We start from the raw sequence: 15,087 nt of genomic DNA, 5'->3' as shown, positions 1-15,087 counted from the left end.
TCGGGGGATCAGGGCATCAGCCCGGCCGCGAGCGTGGCGCCCAGCTCCCAGCACCGCTGCAAATCCTCCTTGGCGGGCGGACCGGAGACCACGACCGCGGCGGAGGCCTGCTCCCAGCCCAGTCCGGTGGTGATGCTCGCCACCCCGCGCTCGGCGCCCTCGGTGCCTTCGTTGCCGTGCAGATACATGCCGTACGGACGCCCGCGCGTGGAGTCCAGGCACGGATAGTAGAACGTGTCGAACGCGTGCTTGAGCGCACCACTCATGTATCCCAGGTTCGCCGGACTGCCCAGCAGATATCCGTCGGCGGCCAGCACGTCGGACGCGGTGACGGCCAGCGCGGCTCGGCGCACCACCTCCACGTTTTCGATCTCGGGGTCCGTGGCCCCGGAGACGACGGCCTCGAACATCGCCTGCATGTGCGGGGACGGCGTGTGATGGATGATCAGCAACCGGGCCACCCTGCGATGGTATCGGCCCGCGCGCTCGTCAGTCGGTGCCGCGCTCGTGCCGTTCCAGGGCGACCGCGCGGCGCATGGTCTCGCGGGCCCTGGTGCGGTCACCGGCGTAGTCGTAGGCGCGCGCGAGGCGGTAGGAGACGCGCCAGTTGTCCGGGTCGGCCTCCCACTCCGCCTTGACCGTCGCGAAGAGCTCGTCGGCGGCCGCACGTTCGATGCGGCCGGACGGCAGGCGCGGCAACGCGGAGGTGTCGAGTTCCAGGCCCTCGTCGTGGATGCGCCGCGCCAGTTGCTGATGCGCCAGGGCCGCACGCACCGTGGCCACGACGATCCAGACGCCCAGCAGCGGCAGGATCAGCACGCCGACGCCGATCACGATCGCCGCCACCTCGCCCGAACCGATCAGGCTGAACGCGATCCGGCCGAGCAGCAGGAAATAGAACACGAGCACCAAGATGAGCACCGCGATCGGCGCGACCACCTTGACGATTTCCCCGCTGCCCTTGCGCTCGGCAGGCTCCGAGCCGCTCACGGTCGCGCTCCAGCCCGCCGCGGCGCTCGCCGCCGGCTCACAGGTCCAGGAACGGGTCGAGCCCGACGGTGAGGCCGGGGCGGTTCGCGATCTCACGCACGCCGAGCAGCACACCGGGGGCGAACGACGAGCGGTCGATCGAGTCGTGCCGGATCGTGAGCGTCTCACCCTGCGTGCCGAACAGCACCTCTTGGTGGGCGACCAGACCGGCGAGCCGCACCGAGTGCACCCGCACCCCGTCCACCTCGGCGCCGCGCGCACCCTCCAGCTCGGTTGTCGTCGCGTCGGGACTGCGGTTCAGGCCCGCTTTGTCCCGGGCGGCGGCGATCAAGCCCGCGGTGCGGTAGGCGGTCCCGGACGGCGCGTCCGCTTTGTTGGGGTGGTGCAACTCGATGACCTCCACCGATTCGAAGAACCGGGCGGCCTGCTCGGCGAAACGCATGGTCAGCACCGCGCCGATGGCGAAGTTCGGCGCGATCAGCACGCCGACTCCTGGGCGACCCGACAACCAGCTCCGCACCTCCGCCAAGCGAGCCTCATCGAAACCGGTGGTGCCGACCACCGCGTGGATGCCGTGCTCCACCAGGAACTTCAGATTCCCCATCACCACGTCGGGGTGGGTGAAGTCGACGACCACCTGGGTATCCGCCGCGACGAACCCGTCGAGCGAATCGTCCTTGTCGACGGCGGCGACCAGTTCCAGATCGTCCGCCGCCGTCACCGCCGCGCAGATCGCCTGTCCGACTTTGCCTCGCGCTCCGAGCACTCCGACCCGAATGGCCACCGCACCTCCTCGTTCCGTTTCCGGTCGGGATCAGCCTAATGGGCCGGGCCGACCGCGAACCCGCCGCCCGACAGTGCCCCGCGAAAGGGCGGCAACCGCCTATCGCGCCCGCTGCGGTTCCCCGATCTCCGAGTTCGGCGCGCCGCCGAGATTCTCGACCATCCGCTGCAGGGTCCGCACGGTCGCGGCGAACTGTTCGTCACTGATTCCCTCCGCGAATTGCCTTCTACGCTCGGCGATCCGAACGAATGCCTGGTCGTGGGTGATGCGGCCCTCAGCGGTCAGCGACAGCACGCCACCGTCGTCGGAGACCAGCCCGTCGGCGACGAGTCCGGCCAGTTCGGTCGGCCATTCGGAGTCGTCGGTCCAGAACGTGTCGAGCGCGTGGCGGATGTCATCGGCGCGCTGCGGTCCGTCGGCCAGCGAGTGCGTCACCTGCCAGCGCCTGCGAGTGAGTCGACCCGAGGCGAGGTCTTCGTCGAAGCGCTGGTTGATCAGTCGATCGAGCTCCACCAGCCAGTACCCGATGGGGCGATGAACGGCCATGACCACTTCCAATCTATGCATGTCAACAACTACATGTAGTATTACATATAAATTCCGGGCATGACAAAGTGAGCGAATGGACGAGGACGATGCGATCACCGTCGCCGTCGAAGCGGCGATGGTTCGGATCCGGCGCAGGCAGACACGCGGTGCGCTGAGCGACGGCGCGATTCCGGTCGCGGTGTTCCGCGCGCTGGACGCCGTGGCCGACGGCGCGGCCGACACGGTCGGCGCGCTCGCTCCCGCGCTCGGCGTGGATCAGCCGAGGGCCAGCCGCCTCGCAGCCCAGGCGGTGTCCTCCGGCCTGCTGGAACGCGTCGCCGATCAGCGCGACGGACGGCGTTCGGTCCTGCGCCTGACCGCCGCCGGGAACCACGCGGTGGCCGAGGCCAGAGCGGGCAGGCGCGCCGCCATGGCCGCCGCCATGGCCGACTGGACCCCCGCCGAGCGCGCCGAGTTCGCCCGCCTGCTGGAGCGATTCGTCGACCGGATGGACCGGCCCGCCGGTTGAGCGACGCGCGCCGCACGCCGCGGTCGAGCGGGCTCCTGCGACGCGCCGGGTCAGTCGAAGACGATGACCTGCCGCAAGGCGTGGCCCGCGGCGAGTTCGTCCATGGCGCGGTTGATTTCGTCGAGCCCGACGTGCGCCGAGACGAGCCGCTCCACCGGCAGACTTCCCGCCCGCCACATGCGGACATACTCGGGGATGTCCCGCGACGGCACCGCGGAACCGAGGTAGCTGCCGACGATGGAGCGCCCCTGGGCGACCAGCGCCAACGGCGAGATGCTGGCACGGGCGTCGGGAGCGGGCAGTCCGACCGTCACGGTCGTGCCGCCCGGAGCGGTCGCGGCGACGGCGGTCTCGAAGGCACGGACGTTGCCCGCCGCCTCGACCACCACCTCGGCCTGCACACCGAGCTCGGCGACCTCGGCCGGGGTGTACGCCGCGTGCACGCCCAATTCCCGGGCGAGCGCCAGCTTCTCCGGCACGGTGTCGACCGCGATCACCTCGTGTCCCTCGGCGGCGAGCGACACCGCGACCAGCACCGCCGCCATCCCGACGCCGCCCAGGCCGACGACCATCACCCGGTCACCGGCGCCGGGTCGCGCCGAGTTCAGCAGAGCGCCACCGCCGGTCAGCACGGCGCAACCGAGGACGGCGGCGACCTCGGCGGGCACGTCGTCCTCGACCGGCACGACCGACCTGCGATCCACCACCGCGTGGGTGGCGAAAGCGGACACACCCAGGTGGTGGTGCACCTCGGCGCCGTCACGGGACAACCGCCTGCCGCCGTTGAGCAATTCGCCCGCGTTGTTGGCGACGCTGCCGGGCACGCAAGGCGTGCGACCGTCGGTCGCGCACCCCGCGCACTCACCGCACCGCGGCAGGAACGTCATGACCACGCGCTGCCCGACCGCGATATCGCCGTCACCGGGACCGACCGCTTCCACCCGGCCCGCGGCCTCGTGGCCAAGCAGCATGGGCACCGGCCGGACCCGGTTACCGTCCACCACGGACAGGTCCGAATGGCAGATCCCCGCCGCCTCGATCCGGACCAGCAGTTCTCCCGGCCCCGGCTCGCGCAGCTCCAGATCGCACACGGTGATGGGCGCCGACTCGGCGAAGGGCGCCTGCGCCGCGATCTGCTCCAGGACCGCTCCACGAATCTTCATGCCGCCGACGCTACCGCGCCCTGCGGTCCGGGCACATGGGACGGTCGCCGCTCCTCGCCACGTCGGTCGCCGCCTGCGTACGATGCCGCGCATGGGTGTGGATCTGGTGGATGCGGTCGAGCGGTTGCACGCCGACCTCGCCACGTGGCTCGGGTCGCAAGCGCAGGCGGAGGTGTTCGAGCGATTCGCCGCGGCGCAGCACGAGCGGTTCAGCATGGTGACGACCGGTGGCGAAGTACTCGGGCGCGGCGCGTTGCTCGCGGGTGTCCGCGGCGCGCGAAACGCTCTGCCCGGATTGGCGATCGAAGTGTCCGAAGTCGAGGAACTCCTGCGCTCCGGCGACATCGCGGTGGTGCGATTCCTGGAGACACATCGGACGGCCGGAAGCGTCAACAGCCGCCGGGTGACCGCCGTGCTGACCACCGATGACCCCGGCGCGGTTCGCTGGCTGACGGTGCACGAGACCGAGTCCGCACCGACCTGACCCTTCCCAGCATCGGGATGCGCGCGATGCGTTCTGGTCCCCGGCGCCCCCAGCTTGCCCGCGGTGTGGGAACCCGCGCACGACGAACCGACGGGCTGATGCGCTCGGTATCTCCGGAGCGGTGATTCCTCGCCGGACGGGACGACCCGGGCGCTCCGGGCCGACTCGACCGGCGAGGAATCACGGCCACCCCGAGTCCCGTTGCGGTGTGAGGTGGCTCGATAGTGCGGTTGTCGAATGTCGGCACATGGCATCTACCTCCGTTCTGGCGGGCAGCGCACGGGCTGCCGGTGGATGGGCGCGAGAATCAGGCGTACAGCTTCGCCAGGAACGTGTTCAGGTTGTCGCGCACCCGCTCGATCTTCTCTTCTGGCGTGAGGTCCTCGCGGTATCGGCTCCCGAGCGCGGGGCGCTTCTTGTTGCGCGCGTAGAGCGAGCAAGCGAGATCGGTGCACATGTAGGTGCCGACCGAGTTGCCCCTGCGGCCGGATTCGCCCGCCTTGTGCGCGGTCATCAGCGAGACCCCGCCGCCGGTATGGGTGGTCAGGCAGATCGTGCACATCTGCGCCCGGCCGGTGCCGCCGGTCGCATAGCGCAGCGCCACGCCCACCAAGCGGTCGTCCCGCGGGACGACCAGGTAGCCGCGCCCGGGCAGAGACGGATCGCTCCAGCCGAGGAAGTCCAGATCCGCCCAGGGCCGTTCGTCCAGGTCCTTGGGTACCGGCAGCCGTTTGGCGTCGCCTTTCGAACAGTTGACGAACGACGACCTGATGTCGCGTTCGGTGACGGGTTCCACGATGGGTCTCCTTCGGTCGATCGGTGGACAAACTCGAGCGACGTTACGGTTCCGCGCTACGGGGAACAACGGATTTTCCGCCCTCCGCGCACCGCGCCCAGCACCCATCGAGTGCGCCGAAATCATCGAACATCACTGCCTCCGAATCTGTTTCGGAGCCCACCTGCCGGGTATCCGTCGCGAGCGGAGGTGAGGCGGGTGGCGCAGGGATTGCAGAAGAGGTTTGCGGTGCGACGCCGGCTGCGCGGGCCCGCGGATCTGCCGTGGCGGTCGTGGTGGGGCGTGGTCGAGCGGTCGGTCGGCGAGTTCCAAAGGGACAATCTCACCGACTGGGCCGCGGCGCTGACGTACTACAGCGTGCTGTCGCTGTTTCCGGGGTTGATCGTGTTGACCGCAGGACTGGGCATGCTGGGACGCGACGACACCAAGGCGCTGATCGACACCATGCGCGAGATCGCGCCGGGCAGCGGTACCGATCTGCTTGTCGACGCGGTGAACAACATAGAGCAAGCGCAAGCACCCGCCGGACCGCTGGCATTGCTCGGATTGGCGTCGGCGCTGTGGACCGCGTCCGCCTACATCGGCGCGTTCATGCGCGCGACCAACGCCATCTACGACATCGCGGAGGGGCGGCCGGTCTGGAAGACCGTGCCGGTGCGGGTCGCCCTGACCGCCGCGGTGGTGGTCTTGCTGGGCGCCTGCACCGTCGGCGTCGTCGTCAGCGGTTCGCTGGCCGAGCAGATCGGCCGGTGGCTCGGCCTCGGGCACGCCACGATCACAGTGTGGGGCATCGTCAAGTGGCCGGTGATGATGGCACTGATCGGTCTGGTCTTCGCCCTGCTGTACTGGGCGGCGCCGAACGTGCGGCAGCCGGGATTCCGCTGGCTGACGCCCGGTAGCGCCATAGCCGTTCTCCTCTGGGCGGGCGCGTCCTGGGGGTTCGCTTTCTATGTCGGCCACTTCGGCTCCTACAACCGGGTCTACGGCTCTCTTGGTGGCGTGGTCGTCTTCCTCGTCTGGCTGTGGATCTCGAACATCGCGATCCTGCTGGGGGCGGAACTCGATGCCGAACTCGCGCGTGCGCGCAGCATCGCAGGCGGCCACCCCGAGGAGGCCGAGCCCTACTTGCCGCCGCGCGACGAGCCGGACGAATGAGCGACAACCGCAAGGGTTTCGCGGGGAAGCGCCGGCGCATCGGTGACACAGCCACGCCGCACACGGCGTTTGAACCCGTCCGGTCAGGTAAATCGAAGCCCGTCTGGATCGGGCATTTTCGAGAGGATTCGCATGGCTCAGCGCACTGAAAACCCCGTCGCCGGAAAGCCCGCCACCATGCCGTCGGACATCAAGGGGAAACTGTCGGTGTTCGACCGCTTCGCGACAGCGGCCAGCGCACTGGCCTCCAAAGCGGGATTCTTCGTCTTCTGTGTGATCCTGGTCTTGGTGTGGGCGCCGACGATCTTTCTGCTGCCGAGCGTCGACACCTGGCAACTGGTCATCAACACCGCGACGACGATCATCACCTTCCTGCTCGTCGCGTTGCTGCAGAACACCCAGAGCCGCTCCGACGCCGCCATCCAGCAGAAGCTCAACGCCATCGCCGACGGGCTTGGCGATCTGATGCGCGAGCTGAGTTCCGAGCACCCCGAACTTTTGCGTCACCGCCGCGAACTCACCGACGCCGTCGGCCTCGAGAACCGGGAGAGCGCGGGATGATCGGCGCGCAGGCCGGCAGCAGCCGGCCTGCGCGTCCGCCGATCCGTCACCGCTGCTCGGTCTCGCCGCTCTTGTCGGCTTCCCGGATCGCTTCGGCGAGCTCACGGCGCAGGCGCTCGGCATTCGCCTCGTCACCCGCGTCCGAGGCGGTGGTGATGTCCTGGCGCAATTGCGCGATCGTGTCCTGCGAAACCATAGGGCCTCCTCGTCTCTCGGGACGGCGTTGTAGAAGGACGCCACCGCGCCCTTCGTGGTCAGGGTGGCCGCTGAGGTGCGGACGAAACACGTCGATGCCCGCGCCACCCGCCCGTGCTCCTCCCAGCTGCCCGGTGCGATCGCCGCGCGGCGGGTAGAGTAGGAGTCTCCCGACGGTTGAAACGCAGCCGGAGCGGGTATTCACCTCATCTCGGTGCGTGCGGGATCGGAGCCTCGTCGCAGTTGGTGGTACCAACCGCGCGCCTCGCCTGAATCGACCACGGTTGTGACCAGGCCGCACGTCGAAGCAGAGTTGCTCGACAAACCTTTTACGACGTGCTGGGCGGGATGCCTTATCGAAACAGCAGGAGTGTCGCAGCAATGGAGTCATTGGCCTTCCACAGCGACAGTTTGGGCGACACAGAGGAATTCCTCAATTCCAACTACACCAGGATGCGGATCGGCACCAGCACCGGTGTGGCGGTGCGCACGGACATCACCCGGAAAATGCTCGGTCCGGTCAGCCTGGATGATCTCGACCTGAGCTTCGACATGAAGTACGACGCTCAGCCGCTGGGCAAGATCTGCCTGTGCGAGGTGGACTCGGGATCGATCGAAGAGAACTATGCCGACGGCACCACCGACTTCTTCCAGCCCGGTGAACTCGGGCTGCTCACGCCACCGGACCTGCCGTACTCCGGGGTGGTCCACCACGCCCGCTACCGCATCACGATGTTCGATCCCGCGCTGCTGACCCGGGTGGCGGCCGCGAGCCCCGAGCACGACCTGGAGCCGGTTCGCCTGACGGGTCATCGCCCGGTCTCCGCGGTCGCGGCGAAGCATCTGTCCGACGTACTGGGGCATATGCGCGGTGTCGCCGCGGATCCTGTGGCCAGCGAGGCGCCGCTGATCGCATCCACCGCCGTGCAGTACCTGGCCGCCACCGTGCTGCACACCCTGCCGAGCACCGCACACCTGGATCCGACGGCTGGCGACCGCAACGACGCCCATCCCGACACCGTGCGGCGCGCAGTGGCGTACCTCGAGGCACATGTGTGCGAGGACATCAGCGTGGCCGACATCGCCGCGGCCTCCTATGTCAGCGCCCGTGCGCTGCAACTGGCGTTCCGCCGCCATCTGGACACCACGCCCATGGCGTATCTGCGGCGGCTTCGCCTGCGCGGGGCGCACGAACAACTGCGCGACTTCTCGCCCGACGACGGGCACACAGTGACCTCCATCGCCGCGGCTTGGGGCTTCGCTCACCCGGGACGATTCGCGACCGCCTATCGCGGCGCGTACGGCCGACCCCCGCACACGACGCTCAGCGCGTGACGCGGCGGGGCCTTCGGCCCGCGACGAGTCCGGGCGACCGCGGTCAGTCCCGCATGGCGCGCTCGCGCAGCTCGGCGAGCGTCCGTGCCAGCACCCGGGAGATGTGCATCTGCGAGACGCCGAGCACCGCGGCGATCTGTGCTTGCGTGCGCGATTCGAAAAAGCGCATGTGCAGCACGCGCCGCTCTCGCTCGGGCAGTTCGGCGAGCAGCGGAGCGATCGCCAGGGCCTCGTCGGTCAACTCGTAGGACGGGTCCTCCTCGCCGAAGGTCTCCGCGATCCGGACCGAGGTGCTGCCGGTGTCGTCGTCCTCGACGACGGCGTCGATCGAGTTCGTGGAATAGGCGTTGCCTGCCAGCAGCGCTTGCGTGACTTCCGTCAGGTCGAGGTTCAACTCCACGGCGATCTCCAGCGCGGTCGGCATCCGTTCCAGGCGCTGGGAGAGCCGCTCCACGGCCGGGCCGATCGTCAACTGGATCTCCTTGATCCGGCGCGGCACCCGCACCGCCCAGCTGTGATCGCGGAAGTGGCGACGCACCTCGCCCATGATCGTGGGGACCGCGAACGACAGGAACGACGGTCCCCGCGCCGGGTCGAACCGATCGACCGCGAGCACCAGCCCCACAGTCGCGATCTGGTACAGATCGTCGTAGTTTTCCCCGCGACCGACGAAGCGACGGGCGATGTGCTCGGCGAGCGGTAGACACCGCCGCAGAATCGCTTCCCGCAATCGCGAGCGTTCGGGATCGTTCTCGTCCATCGCGGACAGTTTCTCCAGCCACGGTTCAATGCCGTCGTAGCTGTCGGTTCCGCGCCGCGTACGGCGGGGTGTGGCGGTCCTGTGGTTCGCGGTCGCCAATGACATGAGCTTCCTCGATTCCCGTTCTCCAGCGATCGACGCGCTCACCGGTGGTGAACGAGGCGATGATCGCGGGGTACCGCCCGGCGGCTGCCTCAAGCGCTCGTGGGCGGTCTTATTCGTAAATCGGACGGCCGACAGCGTGGATCTGCGTTCTCGGGACCGCGGGTCAGCGGCGGACGCCGCCGGAGCGGAACTCCGGACGTACGGCACTCACGCGGGTCGTGGGCACCGCCGTGTACCGCAGGCGCCGGGCACGCGACGACCGGCACGCTCCGTCCCACTCCGAGGACGTCCACGATGCGCCGCACAGGGCCGTCTTCGGGCACGGTCATGCCGACCGAGATGCCCGATCGCGCAGCCCATCCCGCCAGCCGCAGCACCATACTGACGCCCGCGCAGGAAAGGAAACGCAGCTCGCAGAGGTCGATCACGACCGAAGTAAGATTCGCAGTTGTGTCGCAGTAGTTTTCGACGACATCGATGATCGCGGTGAAGCACTCGTCGGCGCTCGCGGCGTCCAGTTCACCGTGCGTCACCACGAGCAGACCATCCGCGGTCCGGATGCCTTTCACGCCGTACTGACAGGTCATGCGCACCTCCCGCGGCCGGTGTCGGCACGAGACCGCATGCTCGAGCCTGACAGCCATCGACGTGCATGTCAGCGCGTTAGACGAAGTCCCACGGAACATCGGTCCGAAAAACGAAATGCCCGCACCGCCGGGGGGCCGCCTCTCGCACGATCAGTCGGGCGGTATCCGGTGATGGACGGTGAGCAGGATGTGGTCGAACGCGGCGACCAGGTCCGCAGGTGGCGGCGGGACGAGCGGAAGTTCGGCGATCAGTTGCTGGGCGAGCGCTCGCAATTTGGTGTTGGTCTCCTGAGAACGCCAGCGCAGCACTTGGAACGCCTGATCTGCGCTGATCTGATAGATGCGCATGAGCACCCCTTTGGCCTGCTCGATCACCGCGCGATTCTCGTAGAGTCCGGGCAGGGTCGCGGCGAGCATGGCTTGGTGCGCTTCGGCGATGGTGCCCGAGAGGTCGACGTAGAAACCGGAGGTGCCGACGGCGGTGCCGGTGTCGTCCAGGATCCGGTCGGCGACGACGAGCACGGTGTGTTCCTGACCGGACAGGTCGATGAACCGGTGCCTGCTCGAGAAGGTCTCCCCTCGGTCGATGGCGCGCTCGATGATCTCGGCGACGTGCGTGCGGTCGTCCGGGTGCTTGTGCGCCAGCAACAACTCCGTGGTGGGCTCGATCTCACCGGGCCGGTAGCCGTGCATGCGATACACCTCGGCCGACCATTCCCAGCGACGGGTGGCGAACCAGAACCGGAAGCTTCCCACCGCGGGCTGGTCCGACGGCATGGAGCTATCTGCGAGCACATCGGACATGTGGGGTTGCACGTGTTGAGTCATGAATGCAATGCCTCTCCGAGGTACAGGGGCTTGCGGCCGCGACACCACGGCACCGCCGCCATCCCTTCGACGGGATCGCGCGGACACGGGCGCGTTCGGCCGAGAATCCGCTGTTGACTCAACGGCCGGCGCGCGCACATCGTGATGGCAGCCGGTGACCTGCGAACCCAGTATGTCATCCGCGGCGGGCTCGGGCACGAGGAGGTTCGGTTACCGCCGGAGAAGCGAGGCAGGACTCGGTTTCCGAACTTCGGGGTGATCGCTTGGTACACAAGGTTTTCGAGGCAGGCGGATCAGGTCCACAGCCGGTCCCAGGCGGCGGACGCTCCGGAAACCGTCGCCGCTTCCGTCTCCGAGAACGCGGCGGCGGCGCCCGACCCGACGAACTCGGCTGCCGCGAGCACCGCGCGGCGCACCGCGCTCTCCGGTCCACGCCCCTCGGCCAAGCGGGCTGCCGCGGCAACGGCGAAGCTGTCCCCCGCACCGCAGGTGTCGGCGCCATCCGGCGCCTTTGCCACGGACGGAAGCGGGATGCGCAGGCGTTTGCCCGACGCGCGCAGGCAGACCAGGGCCCCTTCCGTTCCGAGGGTCACCGCGATCGCCCCGACAGCCCACCCTTTGGCGAGCCTCCACAGGTCAGGTCCGTCGTCGAGCCGCCCGGACAGCAGGGTGAGCGCTTCCGCGTGATTCGGGGTGACCAGGGCCGCGCCCGGGATCGGTACGGGTCCGCGGGGATGGGGGTCCCAGACGATCGGAACGTGGTCGGCGTGGGCGCGCAGCAGCCCACGGATCTGCGGGTGGGCCGCGGCGCCGCCACCATAGTCCGAGACCAGGACCGCGCGCGCCGCCGCAAGCACGGCGACCGCCTCGTCGGGAAGCAGGTCGGCGCCGACCTGCCCGGCGCCGGAGTCGATTCTGGTGATCAGGATGGGCCGCCGGGACTGCCGGGCACGGGCGTGGCCGTTCGGGGCGCAGGGGCCGATCGCCCGCACTCGCTGCTTGCAGACCGTCGAACCGCGCTGGGGAAGGGCGATGACCCGCACGTGCGAGTCCAGCAGCCCGCGCAGCCGGGCAGCCGCCTCGTCTTCCGCGAAGCCCGCGATCAGCACCACTTCGCGCTCCTGCGCCGCGGCGAGCCGGGCCGCCAATCCCGCGCCACCGGGGCGGAACGTCCGGTGCGCGACGTCGACGACGGGAGCGGTCGTATCCGGGCTGCATCGGTCGGCGCGGCCCTCGACATCGATGTCGAGCAGCGCGTCGCCGATCACGACGAGCGGGTCGCCCGCTGCCATCACGGCCGCTCCAGCTGGGAAGACCCGAAGTCGGCCGACAGGTGCCGGGCTTCGGCGGCGCTCCCGCCACGGCCGTCGCCACCGGATCCGGCCGTCGGGCCCGCGTGCTCGGACACCGTGACGATCTGCACTGCTGTCTCCGTTCGCCGAGGACGATTGGATGGAACGCGCAGTTACCGATCCGGGCCTCACGGCGAAGCCCGCACGTGCGGACATGCCCGGACCGACCGCGCCGAAACATTCCGTCTCGGATGCGGCGCGGTTTGTGCCGTCGGACCCCGGGTAGAACGACGACATTCGTTCCGGGCCGTCGGATCGTCTCCACAGGAGGTCGCATGGGACAGACGAGCGCGATCGATGCGGAACTCGTCTCCTCTCGTCCGGTGCTCGGCCCGCTCGGCGAGACCTTCCCCGATGTGCGGCGCATCGCGGTACTGCGCGGCGGCGGTCTCGGCGATCTGCTGTTCGCCCTACCCGCGATCCATGCGCTGGCGGCGAAGTATCCCGACGCCCGCATCATCTTGCTCGGTTCCGCCGAGCACGCCGCGCTGCTGGCCGACCGGCCAGGCCCCGTCGACGAGGTGGTGGTCGTCGAGGGGGAGGGCAGCGACGGAGGCACGGGCGGGCACCGGTTGGGCCCGATCGATCTGGGTGTGCAGCTGCACGGCGGAGGCGCGTGGTCGAATCCCTTCCTGACCAGCTTGCGGCCACGGTGGACGGTGGGTTCCCGCGCCGAAGGGGCCGCTCCCCTGTCCCGCATGCTGCCGTTCCGCTACTACCAGCACGAGACCTTGCGAGCGCTCGAGGTGGTCGGCCTGGCCGGCGCGGCGCCCGTGCTGCTCGAACCCCACCTCGAGCCGACGCCGGCGGATCGCTCCGCCGCCGCCGAGATCCTGCGCGGCCTGCACGGCCCGGTCGCGGCCGTTCATCCCGGAGCCAGAGATCCCCGCCGCCGATGGCCTCCGGAACGCTTCGCCGAGGTCGCCGGCCACTGCCTCGACCGGGACATGGCGGTCGTCCTCTTGGGCTCGGAGCCCGATCGCGACCTCGTCGAGGACCTCCGCTGGCGTATCGGCGCGCGATCGTCCGACGGCGTGCGGACCCGGCAGGTCCGCACGCTGATCGGCGCGCCGCTGCCCACGCTGTGCGGCGTCCTGGCCCGCAGTGCGATCTTCGTGGGCAACGACAGCGGACCCCGTCATCTGGCCAGGGCGTTCGGTACCCCGACCGTGGGCATCTTCTGGATCGGCAACGTGATCAACGCCGGGCCACTCGGCCGCGCCCGTGACCGGGTGCTGATGTCGTGGACCACGGCCTGCCCGGTCTGCCACCGCGACTGCACCGACGAAGAACTCCCCCGCTGCCCGCACGACATGTCGTTCGTCGCGGGCGTACGGGCCCGAGACGTCGTCCGCGACATCGATGATCTGCTCGATCACCGCTGACCACAGACCGGTGCACACCCGCGCGAGTCCGGGGAACCGCTCACCAGGCGACTGATACACGTTCTACGCTGGTTGGCCGGTACCGCGCAGCAGGTCCACCGGGGGATGGCGAGTGACCATCGACTGGATGTGATCGCGTGAACCCGGCGGAGCGGCCGGGTGATTTCGTGGAGCGGATGACGGGATTCGAACCCGCGACCCTCACCTTGGCAAGGTGATGCGCTACCAGCTGCGCTACATCCGCATTCGCATCGCGGTGACCGTGATGCGACACAGAACATTAGCGGACACTCGTGACAAAAAGCCAATCGCCGCTATGCCCGTACGACCCCAGACCGGTCGCGGCGCAGGCCGAGACCGGCCGCGATCAGGCAGGCGACGGCGACGACACCGACGAACCACGGGAACACGGCGCTCAGGCCCCAGGTGGTGGCCGCCCAACCGGCCGCGATAGTGGGCAGCGCCATGGCCGAATAGGCGAGCAAGTAGTACGCCGACATGGTCTCGCCGCGCTTGTGTTGCGGCACGACATCCGACAGGTGGCGCAGCGATCCGCCGAAACCGAGTCCGAAGGTCGCGCCCAGCGCGACGCCCGCGGCGAGCACCACCACCCAGTTGTGTGTGGCCAGCGCGGGCACCGTCAGCACAAGCGCCAGCGCCATGCCGGTGTCGCCGAGGATCGCGGCCCGCCGAGCGGGCACGCCGGTCGCGAACAGCTGCGCGGTGGCGCCGGAGAGGGCGGTCGAGGCGACGACGGCGCCGCCGAAGACCAAGTTGTGGATGCCGGTCTGCTGCGTGGCCAGCGAGGGGTACAGCGACAGCAGCACGCCCAGCACCGACCAGGCCGCCATCACGCCGATGGCCGAGAACCAGAAGTCGGCCCGAATCTCCGGCGGCACGGCGGGTTTCGCGATCCGGATGCGCCCGGCCACCCGGGCCGAATGCGGTTCGCGCAGCGCGAGCACGCCGACGCCGATCGCGAGGCAGACGACGGTGATCACGACGTACGGCGTCCGCAACGGATGCGGCGCGTACTGAGCCAGCAGCGCCGAGCCCAAGATCGCCACCGCCATTCCCACGTTGAACGCGACGCCGCTGAGTTGCCCGGACCGCGCGCCGCGGTGCGGACGCAGATCCAGCAGCGCGGCCGCGCCCGCGACCACGGTCGAGCCGACCGCGACGCCGTGCAGCGCACGGGCCAGCAGCAGCATGGGCACACTGTCGGCGAGCACGAATACCAGCAATCCGGCGACCATTGTGGCGAAGGCGCCGAGCAGCACCGGTTTCCGGCCGACCACATCGGAGATCCGCCCGGATACCAGCACCGCGCCCAGGGCGGCCACCGCGTAGACCGCGAACACGATGGTCGTGGTGAGCGGCGAGAGATGCCACTGTTTCTGATAGATGCCGTAGAGCGGCGCGGGAACGCCCGAAACCCCCAGCGCCACGCCGCTGGCCGCCAGCACCAGGGCGTAAGCCCAGCGCTGTGAGGTCTGCTCGTCGACGGCCACCGCCATCGTCGCTGCCATCGGAACTCCGATCAGGTAGGT

The 15,087-nt window shown here is 69.3% G+C and carries 19 protein-coding genes and 1 tRNA gene; 6 read left to right on the top strand and 14 right to left on the bottom strand.

Features of this window, described 5'->3' with window-relative positions; translation table 11 throughout:
* Nucleotides 1-8: 8 nt before the first annotated feature.
* From ACIHAX_RS04055 to ACIHAX_RS04040, 4 genes are all read right to left on the bottom strand, one after another.
* Complete coding sequence (locus ACIHAX_RS04055; protein ID WP_355070171.1) at nucleotides 9-461, bottom strand: flavodoxin family protein; 453 nt, start codon at nucleotides 459-461, stop codon at nucleotides 9-11.
* A gap of 28 nt (nucleotides 462-489) precedes the next feature.
* Nucleotides 490-990: a hypothetical protein gene (locus ACIHAX_RS04050; RefSeq protein WP_355070169.1), complete on the bottom strand. Its 501-nt coding sequence runs from the start codon at nucleotides 988-990 to the stop codon at nucleotides 490-492.
* Between the two features lie 37 nt (nucleotides 991-1,027).
* Complete coding sequence (gene dapB, locus ACIHAX_RS04045) at nucleotides 1,028-1,774, bottom strand: 4-hydroxy-tetrahydrodipicolinate reductase (protein WP_397275686.1); 747 nt, start codon at nucleotides 1,772-1,774, stop codon at nucleotides 1,028-1,030.
* A 99-nt stretch (nucleotides 1,775-1,873) separates the two neighbouring features.
* A complete protein-coding gene (locus ACIHAX_RS04040) occupies nucleotides 1,874-2,341 on the bottom strand; it encodes a hypothetical protein (protein WP_355070165.1) in 468 nt (155 codons plus the stop codon).
* A gap of 55 nt (nucleotides 2,342-2,396) precedes the next feature.
* Here ACIHAX_RS04040 and ACIHAX_RS04035 point away from each other — a divergent pair, with 55 nt between their 5' ends.
* A complete protein-coding gene (locus ACIHAX_RS04035) occupies nucleotides 2,397-2,831 on the top strand; it encodes a MarR family winged helix-turn-helix transcriptional regulator (protein WP_356961451.1) in 435 nt (144 codons plus the stop codon).
* A gap of 50 nt (nucleotides 2,832-2,881) precedes the next feature.
* Here the strand turns inward: ACIHAX_RS04035 and ACIHAX_RS04030 are convergent, their stop codons facing one another.
* Nucleotides 2,882-3,994, bottom strand: coding sequence for an alcohol dehydrogenase catalytic domain-containing protein (locus ACIHAX_RS04030; RefSeq protein ID WP_397275683.1), 1,113 nt, complete (start codon nucleotides 3,992-3,994; stop codon nucleotides 2,882-2,884).
* Between the two features lie 91 nt (nucleotides 3,995-4,085).
* Here ACIHAX_RS04030 and ACIHAX_RS04025 point away from each other — a divergent pair, with 91 nt between their 5' ends.
* Complete coding sequence (locus ACIHAX_RS04025) at nucleotides 4,086-4,478, top strand: DUF4440 domain-containing protein (RefSeq protein WP_397275681.1); 393 nt, start codon at nucleotides 4,086-4,088, stop codon at nucleotides 4,476-4,478.
* A gap of 307 nt (nucleotides 4,479-4,785) precedes the next feature.
* Here the strand turns inward: ACIHAX_RS04025 and ACIHAX_RS04020 are convergent, their stop codons facing one another.
* Nucleotides 4,786-5,274, bottom strand: coding sequence for an FBP domain-containing protein (locus ACIHAX_RS04020; RefSeq protein ID WP_356961448.1), 489 nt, complete (start codon nucleotides 5,272-5,274; stop codon nucleotides 4,786-4,788).
* A 198-nt stretch (nucleotides 5,275-5,472) separates the two neighbouring features.
* Here ACIHAX_RS04020 and ACIHAX_RS04015 point away from each other — a divergent pair, with 198 nt between their 5' ends.
* Both ACIHAX_RS04015 and ACIHAX_RS04010 read left to right on the top strand, forming a co-directional pair.
* Nucleotides 5,473-6,429 carry a YihY/virulence factor BrkB family protein gene (locus ACIHAX_RS04015; RefSeq protein WP_355070156.1) on the top strand — a complete coding sequence of 319 codons (957 nt, stop codon included), beginning with the start codon at nucleotides 5,473-5,475 and terminating at the stop codon, nucleotides 6,427-6,429.
* A gap of 132 nt (nucleotides 6,430-6,561) precedes the next feature.
* On the top strand, nucleotides 6,562-6,990 hold the full coding sequence (locus ACIHAX_RS04010; RefSeq protein WP_355070154.1) for a low affinity iron permease family protein: 429 nt from the start codon (nucleotides 6,562-6,564) through the stop codon (nucleotides 6,988-6,990).
* Nucleotides 6,991-7,036: 46 nt separating this feature from the next.
* Here ACIHAX_RS04010 and ACIHAX_RS04005 read toward each other — a convergent pair whose 3' ends face one another.
* A complete protein-coding gene (locus tag ACIHAX_RS04005) occupies nucleotides 7,037-7,186 on the bottom strand; it encodes a hypothetical protein (protein WP_355070152.1) in 150 nt (49 codons plus the stop codon).
* Between the two features lie 380 nt (nucleotides 7,187-7,566).
* On the opposite strand from ACIHAX_RS04005, the gene ACIHAX_RS04000 reads away from it, so the two are divergent.
* Nucleotides 7,567-8,520: a helix-turn-helix transcriptional regulator gene (locus ACIHAX_RS04000; RefSeq protein ID WP_355070148.1), complete on the top strand. Its 954-nt coding sequence runs from the start codon at nucleotides 7,567-7,569 to the stop codon at nucleotides 8,518-8,520.
* A 43-nt stretch (nucleotides 8,521-8,563) separates the two neighbouring features.
* Here ACIHAX_RS04000 and ACIHAX_RS03995 read toward each other — a convergent pair whose 3' ends face one another.
* The 5 genes from ACIHAX_RS03995 to ACIHAX_RS03975 all read right to left on the bottom strand — a co-directional run bounded on the left by ACIHAX_RS03995 (nucleotide 8,564) and on the right by ACIHAX_RS03975 (nucleotide 12,223).
* Nucleotides 8,564-9,385: an RNA polymerase sigma factor SigF gene (locus tag ACIHAX_RS03995; RefSeq protein WP_355070146.1), complete on the bottom strand. Its 822-nt coding sequence runs from the start codon at nucleotides 9,383-9,385 to the stop codon at nucleotides 8,564-8,566.
* 89 nt (nucleotides 9,386-9,474) lie between these two features.
* Nucleotides 9,475-9,972, bottom strand: coding sequence for an STAS domain-containing protein (locus tag ACIHAX_RS03990; RefSeq protein ID WP_397275676.1), 498 nt, complete (start codon nucleotides 9,970-9,972; stop codon nucleotides 9,475-9,477).
* 150 nt (nucleotides 9,973-10,122) lie between these two features.
* Nucleotides 10,123-10,776, bottom strand: a complete 654-nt coding sequence (locus ACIHAX_RS03985) for a PAS and ANTAR domain-containing protein (protein WP_397275745.1) — start codon at nucleotides 10,774-10,776, stop codon at nucleotides 10,123-10,125.
* 317 nt (nucleotides 10,777-11,093) lie between these two features.
* Nucleotides 11,094-12,092 (bottom strand): PfkB family carbohydrate kinase, encoded by a 999-nt coding sequence (locus ACIHAX_RS03980; RefSeq protein WP_356961441.1) that lies wholly within the window; start codon nucleotides 12,090-12,092, stop codon nucleotides 11,094-11,096.
* Complete coding sequence (locus tag ACIHAX_RS03975; protein WP_364426928.1) at nucleotides 12,092-12,223, bottom strand: hypothetical protein; 132 nt, start codon at nucleotides 12,221-12,223, stop codon at nucleotides 12,092-12,094. Before ACIHAX_RS03975 ends, ACIHAX_RS03980 begins: the two co-directional genes overlap by 1 nt.
* Nucleotides 12,224-12,427: 204 nt before the next feature.
* Here ACIHAX_RS03975 and ACIHAX_RS03970 point away from each other — a divergent pair, with 204 nt between their 5' ends.
* Nucleotides 12,428-13,537, top strand: coding sequence for a glycosyltransferase family 9 protein (locus ACIHAX_RS03970; protein WP_397275674.1), 1,110 nt, complete (start codon nucleotides 12,428-12,430; stop codon nucleotides 13,535-13,537).
* Nucleotides 13,538-13,705: 168 nt separating this feature from the next.
* Here the strand turns inward: ACIHAX_RS03970 and ACIHAX_RS03965 are convergent.
* Together ACIHAX_RS03965 and ACIHAX_RS03960 are read right to left on the bottom strand one after the other, a co-directional pair.
* Nucleotides 13,706-13,781 (bottom strand) — tRNA-Gly (locus ACIHAX_RS03965).
* Nucleotides 13,782-13,851: 70 nt separating this feature from the next.
* Nucleotides 13,852-15,066 (bottom strand): MFS transporter, encoded by a 1,215-nt coding sequence (locus ACIHAX_RS03960; RefSeq protein WP_355070136.1) that lies wholly within the window; start codon nucleotides 15,064-15,066, stop codon nucleotides 13,852-13,854.
* Nucleotides 15,067-15,087 lie beyond the last annotated feature (21 nt).

Source organism: Nocardia sp. NPDC051929, assembly GCF_044548645.1.
Lineage (GTDB): Bacteria > Actinomycetota > Actinomycetes > Mycobacteriales > Mycobacteriaceae > Nocardia > Nocardia sichangensis.
This window is presented reverse-complemented; position numbering and strand designations above follow the sequence as displayed.